19 protein-coding genes are annotated in these 20,296 nt (G+C 63.0%); 9 read left to right on the forward strand and 10 right to left on the reverse strand.

Features of this window, described 5'->3' with window-relative positions:
• Positions 1–23 precede the first annotated feature (23 nt).
• The 4 genes from IF103_RS12575 to IF103_RS24900 form a co-directional block, all read right to left on the reverse strand.
• A complete protein-coding gene (locus IF103_RS12575; protein WP_202675362.1) occupies positions 24–773 on the reverse strand; it encodes a hypothetical protein in 750 nt (249 codons plus the stop codon).
• A 75-nt stretch (positions 774–848) separates the two neighbouring features.
• Positions 849–2,489, reverse strand: coding sequence for a DUF5666 domain-containing protein (locus IF103_RS12580; protein ID WP_104881725.1), 1,641 nt, complete (start codon positions 2,487–2,489; stop codon positions 849–851).
• Positions 2,486–3,328 (reverse strand): DUF6502 family protein, encoded by an 843-nt coding sequence (locus IF103_RS12585; protein WP_027907373.1) that lies wholly within the window; start codon positions 3,326–3,328, stop codon positions 2,486–2,488. Before IF103_RS12585 ends, IF103_RS12580 begins: the two co-directional genes overlap by 4 nt.
• Before the next feature lie 198 nt (positions 3,329–3,526).
• Positions 3,527–4,156 (reverse strand): hypothetical protein, encoded by a 630-nt coding sequence (locus tag IF103_RS24900; protein WP_252189401.1) that lies wholly within the window; start codon positions 4,154–4,156, stop codon positions 3,527–3,529.
• A 287-nt stretch (positions 4,157–4,443) separates the two neighbouring features.
• Between IF103_RS24900 and IF103_RS12595 the strand changes: the two genes are divergently transcribed.
• Positions 4,444–4,914, forward strand: coding sequence for a YMGG-like glycine zipper-containing protein (locus tag IF103_RS12595; protein ID WP_023380695.1), 471 nt, complete (start codon positions 4,444–4,446; stop codon positions 4,912–4,914).
• 152 nt (positions 4,915–5,066) lie between these two features.
• Here IF103_RS12595 and IF103_RS12600 read toward each other — a convergent pair whose 3' ends face one another.
• From IF103_RS12600 to IF103_RS12615, 4 genes are read right to left on the reverse strand one after another with little or no spacing between them, the layout of a single operon-like run.
• Positions 5,067–5,603 carry a PqiC family protein gene (locus IF103_RS12600; protein ID WP_027907371.1) on the reverse strand — a complete coding sequence of 179 codons (537 nt, stop codon included), beginning with the start codon at positions 5,601–5,603 and terminating at the stop codon, positions 5,067–5,069.
• 29 nt (positions 5,604–5,632) lie between these two features.
• Positions 5,633–7,273, reverse strand: coding sequence for a PqiB family protein (locus tag IF103_RS12605; RefSeq protein WP_023380697.1), 1,641 nt, complete (start codon positions 7,271–7,273; stop codon positions 5,633–5,635).
• Positions 7,257–7,901 carry a paraquat-inducible protein A gene (locus tag IF103_RS12610; protein WP_202675364.1) on the reverse strand — a complete coding sequence of 215 codons (645 nt, stop codon included), beginning with the start codon at positions 7,899–7,901 and terminating at the stop codon, positions 7,257–7,259. The genes IF103_RS12605 and IF103_RS12610 overlap by 17 nt, the downstream gene beginning before the upstream one ends.
• Positions 7,898–8,494 (reverse strand): paraquat-inducible protein A, encoded by a 597-nt coding sequence (locus IF103_RS12615; RefSeq protein WP_202675365.1) that lies wholly within the window; start codon positions 8,492–8,494, stop codon positions 7,898–7,900. The genes IF103_RS12610 and IF103_RS12615 overlap by 4 nt, the downstream gene beginning before the upstream one ends.
• Before the next feature lie 331 nt (positions 8,495–8,825).
• Between IF103_RS12615 and IF103_RS12620 the strand changes: the two genes are divergently transcribed.
• Entirely contained in the window at positions 8,826–9,500 is a 675-nt protein-coding gene (locus IF103_RS12620; RefSeq protein ID WP_027907370.1) for a DUF3313 domain-containing protein, read from the forward strand.
• An 89-nt stretch (positions 9,501–9,589) separates the two neighbouring features.
• Here IF103_RS12620 and IF103_RS12625 read toward each other — a convergent pair whose 3' ends face one another.
• Positions 9,590–10,417, reverse strand: coding sequence for an amidohydrolase family protein (locus IF103_RS12625; protein ID WP_027907369.1), 828 nt, complete (start codon positions 10,415–10,417; stop codon positions 9,590–9,592).
• 149 nt (positions 10,418–10,566) lie between these two features.
• On the opposite strand from IF103_RS12625, the gene IF103_RS12630 reads away from it, so the two are divergent.
• On the forward strand, positions 10,567–11,520 hold the full coding sequence (locus IF103_RS12630) for a LysR family transcriptional regulator (RefSeq protein WP_027907368.1): 954 nt from the start codon (positions 10,567–10,569) through the stop codon (positions 11,518–11,520).
• 314 nt (positions 11,521–11,834) lie between these two features.
• Here the strand turns inward: IF103_RS12630 and IF103_RS12635 are convergent, their stop codons facing one another.
• Entirely contained in the window at positions 11,835–12,281 is a 447-nt protein-coding gene (locus IF103_RS12635; protein ID WP_023380704.1) for a hypothetical protein, read from the reverse strand.
• A gap of 175 nt (positions 12,282–12,456) precedes the next feature.
• Here IF103_RS12635 and IF103_RS12640 point away from each other — a divergent pair, with 175 nt between their 5' ends.
• The 6 genes from IF103_RS12640 (at position 12,457) to IF103_RS12665 (ending at position 20,247) form a co-directional block, all read left to right on the forward strand.
• Positions 12,457–12,888, forward strand: a complete 432-nt coding sequence (locus IF103_RS12640) for an anti-virulence regulator CigR family protein (RefSeq protein WP_027907367.1) — start codon at positions 12,457–12,459, stop codon at positions 12,886–12,888.
• 302 nt (positions 12,889–13,190) lie between these two features.
• Entirely contained in the window at positions 13,191–13,739 is a 549-nt protein-coding gene (locus IF103_RS12645; RefSeq protein ID WP_023380706.1) for a phage tail protein, read from the forward strand.
• 34 nt (positions 13,740–13,773) lie between these two features.
• Complete coding sequence (locus IF103_RS12650) at positions 13,774–14,331, forward strand: phage tail protein (protein WP_202675366.1); 558 nt, start codon at positions 13,774–13,776, stop codon at positions 14,329–14,331.
• A gap of 38 nt (positions 14,332–14,369) precedes the next feature.
• On the forward strand, positions 14,370–14,909 hold the full coding sequence (locus IF103_RS12655) for a phage tail protein (RefSeq protein ID WP_023380708.1): 540 nt from the start codon (positions 14,370–14,372) through the stop codon (positions 14,907–14,909).
• The gene (locus IF103_RS12660; protein ID WP_202675367.1) at positions 14,876–15,415 is read left to right on the forward strand and encodes a GNAT family N-acetyltransferase; all 540 of its coding nucleotides are present in this window, start codon (positions 14,876–14,878) and stop codon (positions 15,413–15,415) included. The genes IF103_RS12655 and IF103_RS12660 overlap by 34 nt, the downstream gene beginning before the upstream one ends.
• Positions 15,416–15,564: 149 nt before the next feature.
• Positions 15,565–20,247 (forward strand): putative Ig domain-containing protein, encoded by a 4,683-nt coding sequence (locus IF103_RS12665; RefSeq protein WP_202675368.1) that lies wholly within the window; start codon positions 15,565–15,567, stop codon positions 20,245–20,247.
• Positions 20,248–20,296: the final 49 nt, after the last annotated feature.

The raw sequence follows: 20,296 nt of genomic DNA on the forward strand, positions 1-20,296 counted from the left end.
CTGCTGGCGCCAGGGGCACATCATCAGAACGCATGAAATAGCATCAGGCCGCCTTCCGCATCGGGACTGGCGTCGGAGAAACCTTTGACCGCGTACAACTGAACCTTCCATTGCACGCTCAGCTTATGGGTGACGAACAGGGTGAGTTCCTTGATTTGCGACCCAGTGGACACGACTTTCTGCCGCCAGTCATAGGAAGCACCTGCCGTGGTACCCCTCGCCACTGGCAGGGCGAACCCCAGGCTGGCGAATACCGGGTCATCGAAATCGCTGCCTGGCGGGTCGCCGTACTTCTTCCAGCCCAGAGTGGCGAAGCCGGTCACCGGGCCAAATGCCTTGGCGATGTCGACCTGACCGGTGTAGTCGTACTCACCGGTACCCAGGCACTGGTCTTCATCGGCAGTAGGGAATTTGACCTTGCCGATCAGGTCGAGCAAGACGCCACCTGCACTGCCGTCAAGCAAGGCGTAAGCCGCGCTGGTGACCGTGTCGCCCAGACCGCTTTCCACATCCCTGCAACCGCCGGGCAGCGGGTCGCCATCGGGGCCCACCTCAGGGTTGGTGATGCGTAACCAGGGTACGGTGACCTTGTACGTCATCGGGCCGGTCTCGTATTTCGCCACCACAGGGACGTACCAGATCTCCGATGTGGTGCCGGTGCCGTAGTCGCCACTGGAATAGTCCAGGCCTGAGGCCAGGGTGAACGTGTCAGCCATCGCCGATGCGCTGATGCTCGCCAGCAAGCTGGTGAACAGAGGGAGCATGGGTCTCATCCGCACCTCAACTTCCCGTTGGAACGTGTGATCCGTTTCTCCCAGCCTAGTTGTTCCATGCCGAACTGCTTACCTCTAATGCCCGGAACGTTCGGGGCGCTCGACCTTCTCGGTTTTTTCTACTTTCTCGACCTTCTCCACTTTTTCGATTTTTTCTACCTTCTCGACTTTCTCAATCTTTTCAACCCGCTCTACTTTTTCGACTTTGTCCACCTTGTCGATCTTTTCTACCTTTTCGACTTTCTCGACCTTTTCGACTTTCTCGACCTTATCGGGCTTTTCGACCTTCTCGCCTTTCTCGATCTTCTCCACTTTCTCGGCCTTCTCTACTGCCTCGGCCCTCTCTACCCTTTCGGGCCGTCCACTGTTGCCGTGGCTCTCCTGCTTTTGCGCCGCCTCGACCCGCTCTGATCCAGCGTGGTCAACCGACTCGGTCGCTCCGTGGTCATCTGCCCCGACCTCGACTCGTACGCTTTTCCCGCTGTGGTCGTCCTTGAAAGCGCGGGTATCGCCCCCGCCATGCCCACTGTTGCGCGAGCCTGTCGTACTGTTCGAGTTCTGGTCGGTGCTGCGCTCCCGATTCCCCTTGCCCGAATGGTCGAGGCGTTCGCCAGGGCTTTCGACACGTGCTGCCCGTAGCTCACGATGGCCAGTGAACACCCCACTGACCCGAACGCGCTGATCCACTGCCAGGGTCTGCGCCTGCTCGCCTACGATCACCGTGTCACGCCCCAAGGTAACCTGAATGCCGCCAACGACCAGTCGTTGGTTCTGCCGACGCTGCACAAGCCCCTCGATCACAGCCGTCTGCACCCGACCGGCGAACGGCAGGCTTGGGTCGGGCCTGCTCTGTACGACTTCCAGCTGGCGCCCGGTCCATTGTCCCCGCACCAGCACTTCCTGCGCGGGCGCCATGCGGGTCCCGAGCTTCAGCCCCTGGAGGGAGCCAGCACGGTCTATCGTGCCAATCGCGCTGGACGCCTTCAGGCCCGGCGCACGCTCGATACGGCTGGCCACCACTGCGCCATTGGCATCGCGCAGGCCGCTGACTTTGACCGGCTCGCCAGGGCGTAACCCCTCTGCCACCCTCGCCCCTGCGGCCAGCCGCACTGGCTGGCCCATTACCCGCAGTGGCCCAGCAGCATTGGGCAGCGCGGTCAACGGGCCTTCGTAGACATTGAGAATCGAGATGCGCCCAGCATTCAGACCACGCTGGGTGACGAAGGCTTCTATGGCAACGACCTGGCCGATGGCAAGGTGGGCACTACTGGCGGGCATGCCGTTCTCGCTGACTGGCACGTCTTTGCCAAAGTGAACTTCAAGGCCATTGACGCAAATCGACGCAAACCCGGTTATGGTGCCGACGATGCCTGTGCCACCGGTTCCTCCAGGGCGCAGCACCGGAGCCCCCGTTCCGCCAACACCACCGTTATCGCGATCGAACAGAATGCCGTCCACGCCGTCTGCCACTGCCCCGGTACCGCCCGTGCCACCTGGACGCTGCTGCGCAGGTGCACCCGTGCCGCCTACACCACCGCTTGCGCTCCGTACACCAGTACCACCCATGCCCCCCGGAGACTGCAGGCCCGCAGCGCCCGCCATGCCCACTTCGTCACGGCTAACACACACGGGGGCGGCTTGCACGCCGGCACAGGTCGCCAGCCCGAGACCCAAGGCCAGCATGACCACACTGAGGCAGCGCGAGAAGGCATTCATGTGTCAGGCGTCTTGTGCGAATCGGGTTGGGTAGGCTCAGTGTAGAAATAAAGCCCGATGGTGATGCGCTGACGTTGTTCAGGACTGGGCGAGTCGGCGCTTTCAAGGTCGGCGGCCATCCGACTGAAGCCTAGCAGTGTTTGCATGCCGTCCTTGGCCACCAACTCACGCAGACTTTCCACGCTGGCCAGGCTAAGGGCATCGTAGTGCACACTTCGCTCGAAAAAGGGCAGACCCTGGCCGCTCAAGTTGTGCACCGCCGCGCTGGCGTGGTCATGCAGGTTATGACCAAAGTACGCGGCTTTTTCGTCGAACCCCTTCTGCGGCACGAATGCCTCGGCTTCCAGGTGCACACGGTCTTGCTCGTCCAATCGGACGATGCCCAGTCGCAACCACTCATCGAGCACCACCCGGGCACGGATGTCGGTGCTGACCTTCGCCACCAGAGCATCGAACGAGCACGCCCCTCCGACGCTGGCCAGCCGCGGCAACGGCAGCGCCTGCCCAACATTGGCGCAGAACGGCGGGCTGTTGGTCCAGAGATTGACCAGTTGCGCACCAAGCGTGATGTTTTCCGGCAGCGCTTGCGACGCTTCACTCTCGCCGCGTAGGCGCCTGACGTCCTTGCGATGCACCCCCGTCAACAGACTGATGCGGCTATCGCTGGGCGCCTTTTCGTCCAGTCGAAACTCCCGATGGGCAACATCGACGAACACCTGCTTGAGCAGGTCGGCGAACACCGTATAGGTGACCCCCTTGCGCAGCATCAACCGCACCAGCGGGTACATCACCCGGCGCAAGGCATTGAGCATGGAGGGCGGTAATGTCGGCGATTGCATTGAGCGCATTTCCTTGACAGGTGGAAGCCGTATACGACGCGGGAAATAATCCCATACGTCCCGTAACCATTTCCTTCCCGAAACACCAAATTAACTGTCAGCGCTCATTGCACATGCGTTGAGAGGGGCAGTCGTGGACTGGGCAAGCCCAGGCAAAACCCGCCCCCCAAGGTTTTGCTTATGGCCTGTCAGCGTGGCTCAGCTCCTGCTGTTGTCATCCCCCGCTTCGCCGCCAGCGTGAGTGCCGCGGTCATCACCCGGTTCGCCACCCACAGGGTTGCCGCGATCATCGCCAGGCTCGCCACCGACGTGATTGCCATGGTCATCGCCAGGCTCACCGCCAACATGATTGCCATGATCGTCACCCGGCTCGCCGCCAACATGGTTACCGTGATCGTCGCCGGGTTCGCCGCCGACATGATTGCCATGATCATCGCCTGCTTCGGCGTGGTTGCCGCTGCGCCCGGCATTGGAGTTGCCGTCGTGACCACGGCCTGCATCGCCATGACCGCTGCCGCTGTGGCCGCCGCTGTGGCCTCCATGACCGCCACCGTCGCCGCCATGACCACCACTACCGCCGTGGCCACCACCATGACCACCGCCACCGCCATGGCCACCGCCGCCACCACCGTGGCCACCACCACCGCCATGGCCTCCGCCGCCACCGTGGCCACCGCCGCCACCTCCATGACCGCCCCCCCCACCCTCCTTGGCGTACGCGCTGGCGCTTTGGGAAATCGTGTCCGGAACCAAAACGATGGACGCTGACAGCACGGCGCCTATGGCCGCCGCCAGTAATGCCCTCTTGAACAACCTCTGGATTTGCATTTTCCGTCTCCTGGTCATCACCGCGAGAAACGCCAAATCAAGTCGGGAATCGTTGGAAGCTTTTACTTTTCTTAGCGTGGGAATTTTTCCCACACATATTAATTAGTCCCTTTCGCCGCGCGGTTCAAGCCGCGTCGGGAAAAGCCGACCGGTGGTGAGTGATGGCAAGTGGAGACAATCGCGACGAGGGGCGGCTTGGCGGGCTCAGAACACAGACCAGCGGGCATCAGCGCCCCGCGCTTGGAACTATTCTCTTCGATGGGGTTAGCTTCCAGTGGAGAAGAGCCATGCGTACATTCCCATGGGGATACTTGCTGGTACTGCTGCTTACCGCCTCCACAGCCCAAGCGCAGTCAGTCGTGCCGCTCAAGGGCCAAAGCAGCCAGCAGATGCAACTGGATATCAATGATTGCAACACGGTCGCCAACAATGCGACCAGCACTGCAACCCACTCCGAGCCTCACGTCGGCGGCAGGGTTCGCGGCGCGGCCGCCGGGGCCGCGGCAGGTGCGGTAGGGGCCCAGGTACGGGGCAACCAGCACGAAGAGATCTATGACCGGGCCAGCGACGAGGCCAAGCAGCAGTACCGGCAGAACCGCGCCGGTGAAGGGGCTGCGGCCGGGGCCGCCGTGGGCGGTATGCGCCAGCGCCAGGACCGCCGCCAGGACCGCCGCACTCAGGACCAGGCACAAAGCTCGGCCTATGCCAGCGCCTACAGCGGATGCCTTCAGGGACGTGGGTATCAGGTCAATCCATGATCAGCAGTACGAGGCTCTGTACGAAAAGCCTTGGTACTCGGTGATGCTGTGCTGAAAACAGCCTCGGAGTGCTCATTTACAACCCGTAAACTCCGCTTCCTCGGCTGTTTTCGCCTTGCTTGAGCTTCATCTCAAGACTATTCACACAGAGCCTAAGCGGCAGGGCAACGACCCTGCACTGCCGCGCTACGCACCGCACCGGCCAGTTGGCGCAGGTTGCTTTGCTGGGCGCTGACCAAGCTGCTGACACTGGCTTGCGCCGGTGTCTGTACCGTGGTGCGACAAGTCAGCTCGTCCTGGCCAGGCCGCTTCAACCGCCATACCGCCTCCAGCAAAGCGTGCTGGCCTGGCACTGAATCGAAGCGCTGCACGTCAACCCGCAGCACTGAGCGGACACTGCTGCCCACAGGTCCGCCAAGCTGGTCCTGCAGGGCGCTGCGGAACTCATCCACAAGGTTGGCGCCCCACCATTCGGTATCAAGTATTGCCAGGCCGCTCTGGCCCTGGCGCACCACCAATTGCGGTCGATCCACCTGCGGCGGAACACTGACCCGCTCCACCAGCACGTTAGTACCCTCTTCGCGGGTCGGCTGTGGCGGCACCAGAGTATGGTAGTGGGTGGGCGAACTGCTGCAGCCTGCAGCCAGCACCGCCAACGCGACCAGTATCACAGCGTGAATCTGAGGCATCAGGTATCACTCCTCGATCGGGTGCGGGGTCAAGGCTGCACGTCATCGGCACCCGCCGCCTTGGGCCGCCCACGAATCAGCGATTCGGGGTGCCGCCCCAGGAAGTCGGCAAGGTCACGCAGCGAACGCGACATGCGCTCCAGTTCCTGCAGCGCATCGCCCAGTTTCTCCCGCTGCGGCGAATCTTCGGCGATGGCCGAGTTGGCCGTCCGCAAGGTTTTCTGGACATCTTCCAGCGTCGCCTTCACGCCCGGCAGTGTCTGGCCGTCAAAGCGCTTGAGGGTTGCCCTGAGCTCCCGCAGGGTACCGTCCAGGTTGCCGGCGATGCTCTCCAGCGGCAGCTTGCCGAGACGTTCTACCATGTGCTGCAACTGCTCCTGCAGCTTCTCCAGGCTGCCAGGCACCGTGGGCACCGTGATCGGGCTGGCGTTCATGTCGAAGGCCACCTTCGGCGCTGCGGGGTAGAAATCCAGCGACACATACATTTGCCCGGTGATGAGGTTGCCGCTACGCGCCTGGGCTCGCAGTCCGTGCTCGACGAAAGTGCCAATCAGCCGGCGGGCACCGGCATCGTCACCGGGGGTATGGTTGAACGCCTTGAGCATTTTCTGGTGCACCGGGCCCAAGCGTTGCGGATAGATCACCGCATCCACCACCACTGGGAAAGTCTGCTTCTGTTCGTCGTAGTCGAGCGTCACTGCCACCACCTTGCCGAACTCGACCCCCTTGAATTCCACCGGCGCGCCTGGAGACAAGCCGCGCATCGACTGCTCGAAGCGCATGCGCAGGTGCTGCTGCTTGCCCGTGGGTGGCGCCAAAGCCGCGTCGCGGTCGACGAACAGACGAAACTGCTGTTGATCGGGCGCGGGGTCGGCAGGTGCTGCGAAGTCAGGCGCGCCGAACGCCAGGCCACCCATGAGGATGGATGACAGCGACTGGGTTTCGACTTTCAGTCCATTGGCACCGATCTGCATGTCGACCCCGCTGGCATTCCAGAAGCGGGTATCGGCGGTAACGAAGGCATCGTAGGGCGACTGTACGAACACGCCGATGTCCACCCCTTTGCCATCCTGCTGCAGGGCGTAGGAAACCACCTCGCCGACCGGGATCCGCCGGTAGTAGATCGACGAGCCGACATCCAGCGAACCGAGGTCGTCCGCACTCAGGGTGAAGTGCTTGCCCTTCTCGCCATAGGTGATCGGAGGTGGTAGTTCGAGCCCGGTGAAGCGCTTGCGCGGCGCCGTCGACTCACCGGCATCGGCGCCGATGAAACTGCCCGAGAGCAAGGTGTCCACCCCTGAAACGCCCCCGGCCCCGATGCGAGGTCGCACTACCCAATAGCGCGCACCTTCGGTGGCGAACGATTCGGCTTCCTTGGCCAGTTCCACCTGCACCACCACGCTTTCGCGGTCCTTGGCCAGTTCTACCGTGGTGACCTCGCCGATCACCACGCTGCGGTAACGTACCTGGGTCTTGTGCGCCACCAACCCCTCCCCGCTGCGAAACGAGATGGTAATGACCGGCCCCTGCTGCATCCAGTTGCGCACCACCAGCGAGGCGCCCACCAGCAAGGCCAGGATAGGTACGATCCACACCAGCGACACATTCACCCGCCGGGTCCGCACCTGAGGCTGACCTGCTGCCACGGGTTTGTCAGTCTGCTGCGCCATCGCTGCGCTCTCCGTCTTGTGGCTCGCCATCCCAGATCAGTCGTGGGTCGAAGCTCATCGCAGAAAACATCGTCAGCACCACCACCAAACCGAAGAACAGAATGCCTGGACGCGGTTCGATGGTTCCCAGGCCACGCAGTTGCACCAGCGCAGCCACCAAGGCCACCACCATCACATCGAGCATCGACCAATAACCGATCAACTCGACACAGCGAAACAGTTGCGAGCGCTGACGCCTCGCCCAGGTGCTGCGTCGCTGGGCGGTTCCCAACAGCAGGCCGAGGGAAAAAAACTTGATCGCGGGCACACCGATGCTGGCGATGAAGATGATCAAGGCAATGTCCCACGCCCCCGCCTCCCAGAACTCCAACACCCCACCAACGATGGTGCTGTCGGTACCCTGGCCAAGCATTTCGGTGTTCATCACCGGCAAGGCATTGGCCGGCACATAGAAGATCAGTGCTGCGCACAGAAACGCCCAGCCACGGGCAATGGGATTGACCTTGCGTCGGTGCAGCGGCGCACCGCAGCGTTGGCAGTGACAGGCATCTTCGCGCAGGTCGCAGGCCTGACCGCAGCCGTGGCACAGGCACACCTGCAGGTCGTCGGCCAACACCGGGACTGTCATACCTGCTCCCACAGGTCGCGGATATCGCGCCCGGCGATGTAGATCAGCAATACACTCAGCGCCGCCAGGGCAATCAGGCCGATACCAGGGATCACATCGAGCAAGCCGGCAAGCTTGATCACCGCCACCATCGCGCCGAGCAGGCAGACTTCCAGCATGCTCCAGGGCCTCAGCCTTTCCAGGGCCTGCATGCAAGCGCCAAACGCGGGTGAACGGCGGTCGGACATGGCAAAGCTCAATACCCAGCACAGCACGGCGATCTGCAGCACCGGCGCGAAAATGATCGACAGCGCCAGTACCAATGCCATGAACGTAATGCTACCGCTACTCAGGACCATCACCGCGTCCCACAGCGTCGCCGAGTTGGACAGCCCGCTCATGCTGATGGTCATCACCGGGTAGGCATTGGCGAACACCAGCAGCACGCCACCCGTGATGCTGAGCGCCAGGCGCTGTTGGGGAGTCAGCCCATTGTGCCGATACAGCACGCCGCCACAGCGCGTGCACACAGCACTCTGGTGGCGCCGCAGCGGAGCACGGTGATAGACCGCGTCACAGTACTCGCAGATGATCAGGTCATTGCCCTTGCTCATGGCTTCTCTCGCGGCAGGTCCGAATGCCCTGCACAGCCCATGTCGCAGGCAAGATTAGTCAAGAAATGGCCAGTGCGTATTGGCCTCGATGTACAGTCGAACAACACCGGGAAACAGTATGTTCACCTCACCCGTGGGCACTTGCGAGTAATAAGGCCTCGTCTAAAGTTTAAATGCCCGAAGCCGACGTTCGCGGGTCTCTCACCATCGCCTCGCAAACCGCGAGAAGAGTGCCTTGTTCCACGATCGCAGAGTTCAAACTTAAATCTTGCGCCACCAAGAGTCGCCCGCATGCCTGCGGGATATCACTCAACGTAGGAAGGAGTGCTGCATGAAAACCCGGCCATTGGTTGCAACCTTGTGTCTTGCTACAGTCATGCTATATGGCTGCGCGAGCAAGTACGTGGAGTCCGATCAGTACTCGGGCTTCCTGAAGGACTACAGCTTACTGAAGGAAGACAAGTCGCCTTCCGGCGCGCCAGTCATGCGCTGGATCAAACCGGATGTCGACGCCAATCGTTATACCAGCGTCTACATCGAACCGAGCCAGCTTTATCCGAAACCCCAACCCACCGAAAAAGTCCCACAGTCGACTTTGACTGGCATTACCCACTACTACGACCAGACCCTCAAAAGCCACTTCTCTGAGGTGTTACCTTTGGCCAAAGGACCGGGTCCACGCGTCCTGATAGTGCGTCCGGCAATCACTGCAGTCAGTGCCAAGACCAAAGGCCTGCGCCCGTATGAAGTCATCCCGATCGCCCTGATCGCAGCAGGTGTAAGCACGGCCACCGGTATTCGCGACCAGGACACCACCATCGCCACCGAGGCGGCGTTCATCGACGGCGGCAACCAGCAGGTGGTCGCCCAGGTGGTCCGCAAGGGTGCAGGTAGCGAGCTTGAAAACGCCGACCAGGTGATGCAAACCAAGGACGCCAAGGCTGTGCTCGATGGTTGGGCCAAAGACATGGTGGCCTCCTTCCAGGCCGCCAAAGGCAGGAAGTGAATCACCCTGCCCCGTTGCCGCGCATGCTTGCAGCGGGGCAGCCCAGCGGACTCCTGCAGTTCACTCATCCTGTACGGGTATCGCAGTGCTCAGGCAAAACCAAACAAGCGCCTTGGGGTGTCCCACATGATCTGACGGCGCTGCGTGGGGTCGGGCACCAGGCGCTCGGCGAGTTTGAGCAACGGGCCGTAATCGACACGTGAGCGTTGGCGGATAAAGGGCCAATCCGAGCCCCAGATGCAGGCGTGGGGGCCGAACGCCTCGATCAATGCCTGGACATAGGCAGCACTTTGCTCGAACAGTGCCTGCGGCGCGGCGAACTTCTGCATGCCTGACAGCTTGACGGTCGCCCGGCCAGAACCTGCCAGGCGCAGTAACGCCTGGAAGCCCGGTTGTTGCAAGCCGGCAGCAACGTCAGGGCGGCCGCAGTGGTCGATCAGCAACCGCGTTGGCAGGCGCAACAACCGCGCTTGTACGTCCAGTAGCTGGTCTTCGCACACCTGGACCTGGGCGAACAGATCAAGCTCGGCCAGCTTGCCGAACAGGCTTTCGCAGCCGTCGAGGCAGCCTACCCCATAAAGCGCTGGATTGAAGGCAACCCCGACCACGCCTTGCTCCTTCAATGCCGCCAGCTGGCCAAGTTTCATGCCCGGCTCGACCACCGCGATGCCCCTGAAACGGCCCTGCCCGCGCGCCAGCGCATCGAGCAGGCAGCGGTTGTCGGTGTGATAGCCGCTGTTGGGGCCGACCAGCAACGCGTGTTGCACGCCATAGGCCTCCATCACTTGGGTGAACTGCTCTAGCGTGGCAACTTCCTGGCCCGAGGGGGCATAAGGCGCATCCGGATGGTAGGGAAAGCGATCGGGATCAAACAAATGGTTATGGCAATCGATCTTCGGTTCATCAAAGATGTTCATGGACAGCTCCCGGGTTGACGCTTTCTGCGCCTGAACGTAGATCCTGTTATCGTCCGCCATCGTGGCGGCGAGGCTGGAGCGACGATACTGCGCGCCGACGTTTGGCGCTCATACCCAGATGGCAGACATCATAACCAAAGGTAATACACATGCCCCAAGACCCGGACAGCCCAGCATCCAGCGCGATGGTGTTCAAACTGCGGCACATGGAGGTGTTTCGCGCGGTGATGCTGACCGGCTCGATCAGTGCCGCGGCCAAGATGCTGTATGTGTCCCAACCAGCCGTGAGCAAGCTGATCCATTACGTCGAAGGGCGTTTGGCATATCGCTTGTTCGAGCGCATCAACAATCGCCTGGTCCCCACCGAGGAGGCACATGTCCTGTTCCGTGAAGTAGAGCGGGTGTACCAGGCCGCCCTGCAGGTCAACGAGTGCGCGTTGTCATTGGCCTCGGGCAGCCACCGCAACCTACGCATTTCGTGCAGTGCATCGTTGTCGACAGTGGTGATCCCCATCGCCCTGGCGCAGCTCAAGCGCGAGTCGCCATCGCTGACCATCGAGTGGCAGACCTCGCTGATGAACGAGATGCCCAACCAGATCCTGTCGAAGAAGGTCGACCTGTCGATTGCTGCCCTTCCAGTGGTGCATGACCATCTGGTGTCCCAACCGTTCATGCGGGGGCGCATGGTTGCGGTAATGCCTGCCGATCACCCCTTGGCCCAGGAGCCGGCGCTGACGCTGCAGCAGTTGGTGGGGCACGCGCTGCTGCTGTTCCGGCCCGACATGCCGTTTGGCCGGTTGTTGGCGCATGAAATCCAGCGCCGAGGCCTGCACCTTGAGTCGTTGCTGTCGTTCACCAACGCCAACGAAGCTGTGGCCTTGGTAAAGCAAGGCATGGGCATGACCCTGATCGACGAGTTCGTGGCACAGGACAGTGGCCTTGAAGTGGTGCCGCTGGCGGAGGACATTCACTTCGATATCAGTTTCGTCTACTCACGCTTCGAGCCCCCATCCCAAGCTTCATTGCACCTGATGCGGGTGCTGCATGCCCAGGCACTGAAACTTGACAGGGCCATCACCGGGTTCGAACTGCCCCAAGGCTGAACGTCTGTTGCTGTGGCTCACCGCGCTGCCGGTGGACCGCGTGGAGTTGCCTGGGGCAGCCACCAAGCCCTGGCCATGCAGGGCGATGTCCGGGACGCTCGGACGCTGGCGCAGGAGGCCTAGTGCCTGGGGTTCGCTCACGACATTGCGCCGATTGCGCGGATGCCAGTGATGGTGCCTGGTGGTAATCGTCGCCTGCCGGTTGTCGAGCAGATACTGGCAGAGCTGCAGCGCTCGCCTACTTGTCGCGGGTGAAGTCGCGGAGAACGACCCAGCCTATGGCGAGCATAGACTGGGCGTTGCTCATTCAGCCTTCAGCGGTCGTTCTTGGAGGACGAGCGAACGGCATTGCTCAAGCCCTTGGTGTTGTGATCGCCCGGCGTGGTGCGCGACACGGCGGTCGACTTGGCCAGGCCACGGGTATCCTTGGAATGCGCAACACCGGAGGTGGCGGTGCCATGCCCACGGTCGTCGTTACGGGTACTGCCGTAGTGATTTCCGCTTACGCCATGATCACGGGTGGCTTTGCCCGCATGCTCACCCGTCGAGCCTTTACCGTTGCCATTGCCGCCCATACCACCCTGGCCGCCGCCATTTCCGTTGCCACCGCCATGACCGCCGCCATTGCCGCCGCCGTGGCCACCCCCGTTACCACCGCCCTTGGCATAAGCCGCGCCAATCGGCGAAACATCAGCCGGTAACAACGCCGCACTCCCCAACGCAAAGGCACAGGCAAACACGGCTACCAAGGTCTTTTTCATTTTCTATACGCCTCCATGGGCGAGGTGGGATCGCCGTAAGACCGGTGAACCGCCTTTAAGTTTTGTACCAGGCGACGAAATGCAGTGCGCTACACAAAGCCACACGGGCTTTCAACACACGCTGCCGGCTTGGCTAAGCTGTAGTTGACCTTCATGTGCTCAAGGAACAGCCCACATGCTCAAGCTCAAGACGCTGCTGTCGACCGCCCTCAGCCTGCTGCTGATGGGTACAAGCCCTGGCCTGCTCGCCGACCCAGGCAAGGGCAAAGGCCACGACAAGGGCGGGCAACACGGAAATTCGGGGCATCAGGGAAACGGCAACGACTGGCATGGTGGCCCATCGATCGATGTGGGCGGCGTGCGGATCATTCTCAACGATAACCGGGACTATTGGAACGCCGGCACTGCGCTGCCACCCGGCATCCAGAAAAACCTGGCACGCGGCAAGCCCTTGCCACCCGGCATAGCCAAGAAGCTCGATGGCCGCCTGCTGGGGCGCCTGCCGCACTACGACGGCTATGAATGGCGGCAGGCTGGTACCGACCTCATATTAGTGGCCCTCGCTTCAGGCTTGATCTACGAAGTGCTGCACGACGTGCTGGACTGATGCACTTACGCGCGGCCTTCGACAGCCGCATCTGATCGTTGCAAATAATCTTCAAATATCCCTGCAAAAATGATGGCATTTACCCATCAGCTAACTAGACTCCAGCTATCTCCGAGGCATCCAGCCTCCTCTGTTCGGGCCCCAAGGAAAGGATCATGCCCAAGCTACTAGCACGGAAGTAGTAGTCGGCCCCCGGCCAAAGCGGTTCTGTCTATCACCTGTTTCGTCGTACGCGGCGCTCAGCTCCCTGCGGAGATGGGCATTTACAGTGCATGCAGTTTGGGTAATGGAGACGTTGAAGCATGGAGAATTTTCTAGGTGAAATCCGCCTGTTCAGCTGGCCGGTGATACCAAAAGGCTGGTTGCCCTGCGACGGCCGGCTGCTGCCGATCGTTCAGAACCAGGCACTTTTCGCATTGCTGGGTGTGCAGTTCGGAGGAGACGGCAAGGCCACCTTCGCACTGCCCGACCTGCGTGGTCGGGTGGCGATGGGGCGCAACGACTGGCCACCCGTGAACCCGGCATTCGCCTCTCACAGCACCGGACAAGCGGGTGGCGTCGAGTCTGTGATGCTGCCGCTCAGCGCACTGCCCGAACACACCCACAGCGTACAAGTCAGCAACGCCACTCTCGGCAATGGCGGCCCGGCCGGCAACTACCCCGCGACCAGCGCCAATGCCAACGGTGTTGCCGCGCAGCCGACCTACATCACCGCCGACACGAACAAGCTGGTGACCCTCCACGCTGACACCATCGCAGCCACCGGGCAGACGCCGATACCCAACATGCAGCCCTCGATCTGCCTGAGCTACTGCATCGCCACCCAGGGCGTCTTCCCGCCACGCCAGTAACGGCTACCACACCTATCATCTCAAGGGGCAAGTCATGTCAGATAACTACCTCGGGGAAATTCGGCTGTTCGCAGGTTCATACGCACCCGTTGGCTGGGCTTTTTGCGACGCATCCGTGCTACCGATCAGCCAGAACGAAGCGCTGTTCTCGCTGATCGGCACCACCTACGGTGGCGATGGCATAACCACCTTCGCCCTGCCCGACCTGCGCGGCCGGGTGGCTGTTGGCACCGGCGCAGGCAACAAGCTGACACCCCGTACCCTGGGGCAGATCGTCGGCACCGAACAAGTGGCGATGACGGCTGCCAATACCCCGGCCCACAGCCATGGTTTCAGTGTCACCAACGCCCCCGCCACCACGGCGGAGCCGGCAGGCCCTTCCGCCCACAACACCTGCACCTTCGCCGCCTTCACCCCAGCCGGTCCGGTCAAGGGGCTGTACAGCACGGCAAACACGGATACCGCCGTCACGCTGAACAACGGCGCCTTGGTGCGCTCGGGCGGCATCGGTTCACCACACGACAACATGATGGGGTCGCGCGCCATCAACTACATCATCGCCCTGACCGGCATCTACCCGAGCCAATTCTGAGACCCAGGCCTGCTCTTCACTTTTCAGGGATATGACTCATGGACGCTTTCACTGGAGAAATTCGACTGTTTCCGTATACCTACATTCCCGATGGTTGGCTGCTCTGCGACGGTTCGGCAAGGCCGATCCAGCAGTTCCAGAGCCTCTTTGCCGTTTTGGGGTACGGGTTTGGCGGTAACACCAACCAATTCAACCTGCCCAATCTCAACGGTCAGGTCGCCATGGGCGTGGGTGCCGGCCCCGGATTGACCGCGCGTGCGCTCGATGCCAGCGCCGGAGCGGATGAGGCCACGCTGACACCAGCCAACTTCGCGCCTCATACCCATGCGCTCCGGGCCCAACCTGGGACGAACTTCGCGGCGGCCGTCGATACGCCCACCAGCCAAAGTTTTCTCAGCCAGCCGCGCAACCTGCGCCTGTACAACGGTGTAGCCGGCAACACCGACTACACCTTGGCCCCTGTCACCGTGAGCAAGGCGGGTACCCCGTTCAACAGGACGACCCGCAACGCCCAGCAACCTTATCTGACCCTGGCCTACTGCATATGCTACGACGGCAACTTCCCTGCGCGCCCCTGAGCGAGCGTCTTGCGCTGGCGCTGCCAGTAGGCATCGGGTTTGGTCTTCGGCGGCAGGGCGAAGGTGATGTCAGTCTGCTGCGGGCGCTGTTCGTGGCCCGACGAGGCATCGAGTTCGAGGGCTTGCCCTTGAGCGATGCACAGCGTCTGGCGTTTCTCGACGGCCAGGCCGACCTGCAGTCACGTCACTATGCCGAGCACTATCCACAGGCCGCATTCCTGATCGTCGAACGGGCCGGACAGGCCATCGGTCGCTTGTGCGTAGACGAGAAACAGGCCGAGCTGCGGGTGGTGGACATCGCCCTTATGCCGGCCTGGCAGCGCCAAGGCATCGGCACCGCACTGCTGCGGGCGGTACTGGCGGTGGCGGACCTGCACGGCAAGGCTTGTGCGCTCAGCGTCGACGCCTGCAACCCGGCCCAGGCGCTTTACCAGCGCCTGGGCTTCGAGGTACAGCCCGGCGATGGCCTTTACCTGCCTATGCACCGTTTCCCTGTAACGGCCTGACACGAACACCCAACGCAATGGAATGCGCACATGGACAGTTAGCCATTTTGCCTGAAGTCATGAAGAGGGCCGGCCCATCGCTCAGCCCCAGTTCTCCCCCACTCTGAGTCCGTAGGCGATCACTGATCGGAAACATGGCAGGAAGCCCCATGATGCACTCACTCGCGTACCACCGTGCCTGGCTGACCAGGTCGTTCCTTCTGCTGTGGCTGTCGGCGCTCGCCCTGATGATGCCAGCCCAGGCCATGGCGATGACGTTCAGCCCTGCCCCAGGCAGCAACCTGGGCAGTTTCCCCGCAGGTCAGAGCCTGAGTATCCCGCTGAGCGTCTCAGGCGGCGTCCTGCCGATGACCGGCTGGTACGAGTGCGATGTCAGCGTGACCTACGACCCCTCATTGAAGTGCTTGCCAACAGGCCTGACCATCGCCGAGTCCACGAACAGTGAGTCGACTACCATCAATGGCACCCCAAACGTCGCGCCCGGCGTTTACAGCTTCACCCTGACGGTGTTCGACAGCTTCACTCCCGCGACCGTGAACTACTCGATCACCATCACCGGCGGCCCCACGGTGACCAGCTTGAGCCCCACCTCGGGCAGCACCAGCGGGGGCACCAGCGTGACCATCAGCGGCACTGGTTTCACCGGCGCCACAGGGGTGGCATTTGGCGGCAACGCAGCGACATTCTCGGTCAACAGCGACACCTCGATCACCGCGACCACCCCCAGTGGGTCAGCGGGTACCGTGCCGGTGGTGGTCACCACGGCAGCGGGCTCCTCCGTGATCAATGGCAATAGCCAGTACACCTATGTCGCACCGCCCATTGCCGGTGCGGTGAGCGCAACTGTGGCAGCCAACAGCAGTAGCAACCCCATCCCCCTGAACCTTAGCGGCGGCGCGGCCACCAGCGTGGCGGTGGCCAGTCAGGCCAGCCATGGTACGGCGACCGCCAGCGGTACCAGCATCACCTATACGCCCACAGCAGGCTACTCAGGCCCAGACAGCATCACCTATACCGCTAGCAACGCCGTTGGCACCTCTGCACCGGCAACCATCAGTTTCACGGTTTCGCCGCCCACCTTGGCACTAAGCCCTGCGACCTTGCCCAGCGGAACCGCTGGCACCGCCTATAGCAGCACGTTGAGCGCCAGCAACGGCTCGGCGCCTTATAGCTTCAGCCTTACCAGCGGCGCGCTTCCCCCCGGACTGAACCTCAGCGGCAACACGCTGGGTGGAACGCCGTCCGCCAGCGGTACCTTCAACTTCACCGTCGCCGCAACCGACAGTTTCGGTGCCACAGGGTCGCAACCTTACGCCCTGTCCATCGCAGCGCCGACGCTCAGCCTCACGCCGACCTCCCTGAGCGATGCTAGCGCAGGAGTTCCTTACACCAGCACCTTCAACACCACGGGCGGTACGGCACCCTACAGTTATGCCATCATCGCGGGCAGCCTTCCGGCTGGATTGGCCCTGATCGGGAATGCGCTGAGCGGTACGGCCACCGTCAGCGGCACCTTCACCTTCACCGTCACGGCAACCGACGCCAACAGCTTCACCACCTCGCGCAGCTACACCTTGACCGTGGCGTCACCGACCATCACCGTCTCACCGGTCTCCCTGAGCGGTGGCATCGCTGGCGCGGCCTACAGCGCTACCCTCGGTGCCAGCGGCGGGACTGCGCCCTACACCTTTGCCGTGACGGCGGGTGCTCTGCCAAGTGGCATGACCCTCAGTGGCGACACCCTGAGCGGTACGCCTACCGCCGATGGCACCTTCAATTTCACCGTCACCGCAACCGACGGCAATAACTTCACTGGTTCGCGGGCCTACAGCCTGACCATTGTCCAGCAGCCCCCCGTGGCGGGCACCGTCAACCTGTCGGTGGCGGCCAATAGCACCACCAACGCGGTCACACTCAACCTCGGTGGGGGCCCTGTCAGCAGTGTTGCCGTGGTCAGCGCGGCCAGCCATGGCACGGCAACCGCCAGCGGCACCAGCATCACCTACACCCCGAATGCCGGTTACTCCGGGGCCGACAGCTTCACCTACACCGCCACCGGCCCGGGCGGTACCTCGGCACCGGGCTCCGTCAATATCAGCGTGGGCGCCCCAACCCTGGTCATCACCCCTGGTACCTTCGGCGGTGGCATCGTCGGCTCGGCGTACAGCACCCCACTCAGCAGCGTGGGCGGCACCGCACCCTACAGTTACAGCGTCACTGCCGGCAGCCTGCCCACCGGCCTCGTCCTGTCCCCGGCCGGCGTACTCGGCGGCACACCGACCAACAGCGGCAGCTTCAACCTGACCATCACCGCCACCGACGCCTACGGTGCCACCGGCAGCCAGGCGTACACCTTGGTAATCGCTGACCAGGCGCCGGTGGCCGGTGCTGTCAGCACTACGGTCGCTGCCAACAGTTCGACCCATGCCATCCCCCTCGCTTTGAGCGGCGGTCCGGTCAGCAGCGTGGCGATCAGCACCGCCCCCAGCCACGGCACCGCAGTGGTCAGCGGCACGGCGATCAGCTATACCCCCACGGCAGGTTTCTCAGGCAGCGACAGCTTTGCCTATACCGCCACCGGCCCCGGCGGCACTTCGGCGCCCGCCACGGTCAGCCTGAGCGTGACCGCACCGACCCTGGCGCTGAATCTCGCCAACCTGGTCGATGGCACCCTGGGCACTGCGTACAGCGCCAGCCTGGGTGCTTCAGGGGGCACCGCGCCTTACACCTATGCGATCAGCACAGGCAGCCTGCCAGCCGGTCTGAGCCTGTCACCGGCCGGCGTGCTCAGCGGCACGCCGACCAGCAATGGCAGCTTCGGCCTCACCTTCACAGTAAGCGACGCCTATGGCGCGGTCGGTAGCCAGGCTCATACGCTGGTGATCGCCGACCGCGCCCCCATAGCTGGCAACAGCAGCGCCACGGTTGCTGCCAACAGTTCAGCCAACGCCATCAGCCTCGCCCTCAGCGGCGGCGCCGCGACCAGCGTGACCGTGACCAGCGCTCCCGCACATGGCAGCGCCATCGCCAGTGGCCTGGGTATTCGCTACACCCCCAGCGCCGGGTACTCCGGCAGCGACAGCTTTGCCTATACGGCCAACGGCCCTGGCGGTACTTCGGCACCGGCGACGGTGACAGTGTCCGTCAGCGCACCGACCCTGGATGTCGAGCCCAGCGCTGGCAGTGTCGAAGGCGGCACCTTGGGCAGTGCCTATCGCATGAGCTTGCGCGCCCTCGGTGGCATGGCGCCGTACCGCTTCACCCTGAGTGCGGGCAGCCTGCCGACAGGCTTGGTCCTGGACAGCGGCAGTGGGGTGATCAGCGGCACGCCCCAGAGCACAGGCACCCACACCCTTGAGGTGACTGTCACCGACGTCAACGGCGCGGTCGGTACCTTCAGCTTCGCCCTGAGCATCGCGGCCCAGACGGTCACCGTGGTGTCGTCCAACGAAGCCCTGGTACCTGGCCAGGTGGCGAGCGTCGACCTGACCCAGGGTGCCACCGGTGGCCCGTTCCTGCGCGCGCGGCTGTTATCGCTCAGTCCGGCATCAGCCGGTAGCGCAAGCCTGAGCGGCCCGTTCACCCTGCGCTTCGCACCGACCACGGTGTTTGCCGGCACTGCCGTAGCCACCTTCAGCCTGGAAAATGGCAACGGCGGCAGTGCAACCGGCACCGTGACCTTCACCGTGCAGGCCCGCCCAGACCCCGGCCAGGATGCCGAAGTGATCGGCGTGCTCAACGCCCAATCACGCGCCGCTGAACGTTTCGCCAGCACCCAGATGGACAACTTCAACCGCCGCCTGGAACAACTGCACCGGCCAACCTGTGACCGCAACGCGTTTAACGCCAGCGTCAAGCATGGGCGCGAAGATGTGCGCCTTGGCGATCTGGGCAAGGCGCTGCGCGATGAACTGCAAGGCAACGACGCGGAGTCGGATGAGCAACGACGCAAGGAACGGGACAGCGCGCGGACAATCGATGGTGAATGCCGTGAGGCGCCGCTGGCCTTCTGGACCGATGGATTCATCAACACCGGCTCCAATCGCGCCCGTGGCGCCAAAGACAATAGCTACACCACCTATGGCTTGAGCGCCGGCGTGGACTATCGCCTTTCGCCACGGACCGTGGTGGGCATGGGGGTCGGTTACGGCACCGACCGCACCGATGTCGGCGACCATGACACCCACAGTGAAGGTGATGCGCTGGGCCTGGCGGCCTACCTGAGCACCCATCCGCTGTCGGAGGTGTATGTGGACGCGCTGCTTGGCTACAACCGCATCCGCTTCGACTCGCGCCGCTACGTCACGTCCGACCCGTCGAACGGCTACGCCCACGGCTCGCGGGATGCCGACCAGTGGTACGCGTCGCTGACCGCCAGCTACGAGTACCGTGCCGGCGCGCTTTCACTGGCCCCGTATGCACGGGTCAACGGCAGCGTCACCACGCTGGACGACTACCGCGAGCGTGGCGGTGGCATCTATGGCCTGAGCTACGACGAGCAGCATCAACGCACCTTCACCTCGTTCCTCGGCCTGCGCGGTGCCTACGACATCCAGACCCGCGCTGGCGTGCTCACGCCGCGAGTGGGGCTGGCCTGGGGCCACAACTTCAGCCATAGCGACGACTACCGCATGCGCTACACCGACCAGGGCGACGACGGTGTGCTGTATCGGCTGTCACCCGACCCGATGGACAGCAACTTCATCGACCTGGACACTGGGCTTGAGTTGAGCCTTGGGCGCAGTTGGCGTCTGGGCCTGTCCTACAAGACGGCCCTAGGTAGCGACGAGCGCAACGAGATGTTCCGAATCGGGCTGGACGGACGCTTCTGACCCGCGCGCCGCTTCAGGGGCTGCCCCATCAGCCTGTGAAGCGGCATCG

Source organism: Pseudomonas sp. SK2 (assembly GCF_016772395.1).
Lineage (GTDB): Bacteria > Pseudomonadota > Gammaproteobacteria > Pseudomonadales > Pseudomonadaceae > Aquipseudomonas > Aquipseudomonas taiwanensis.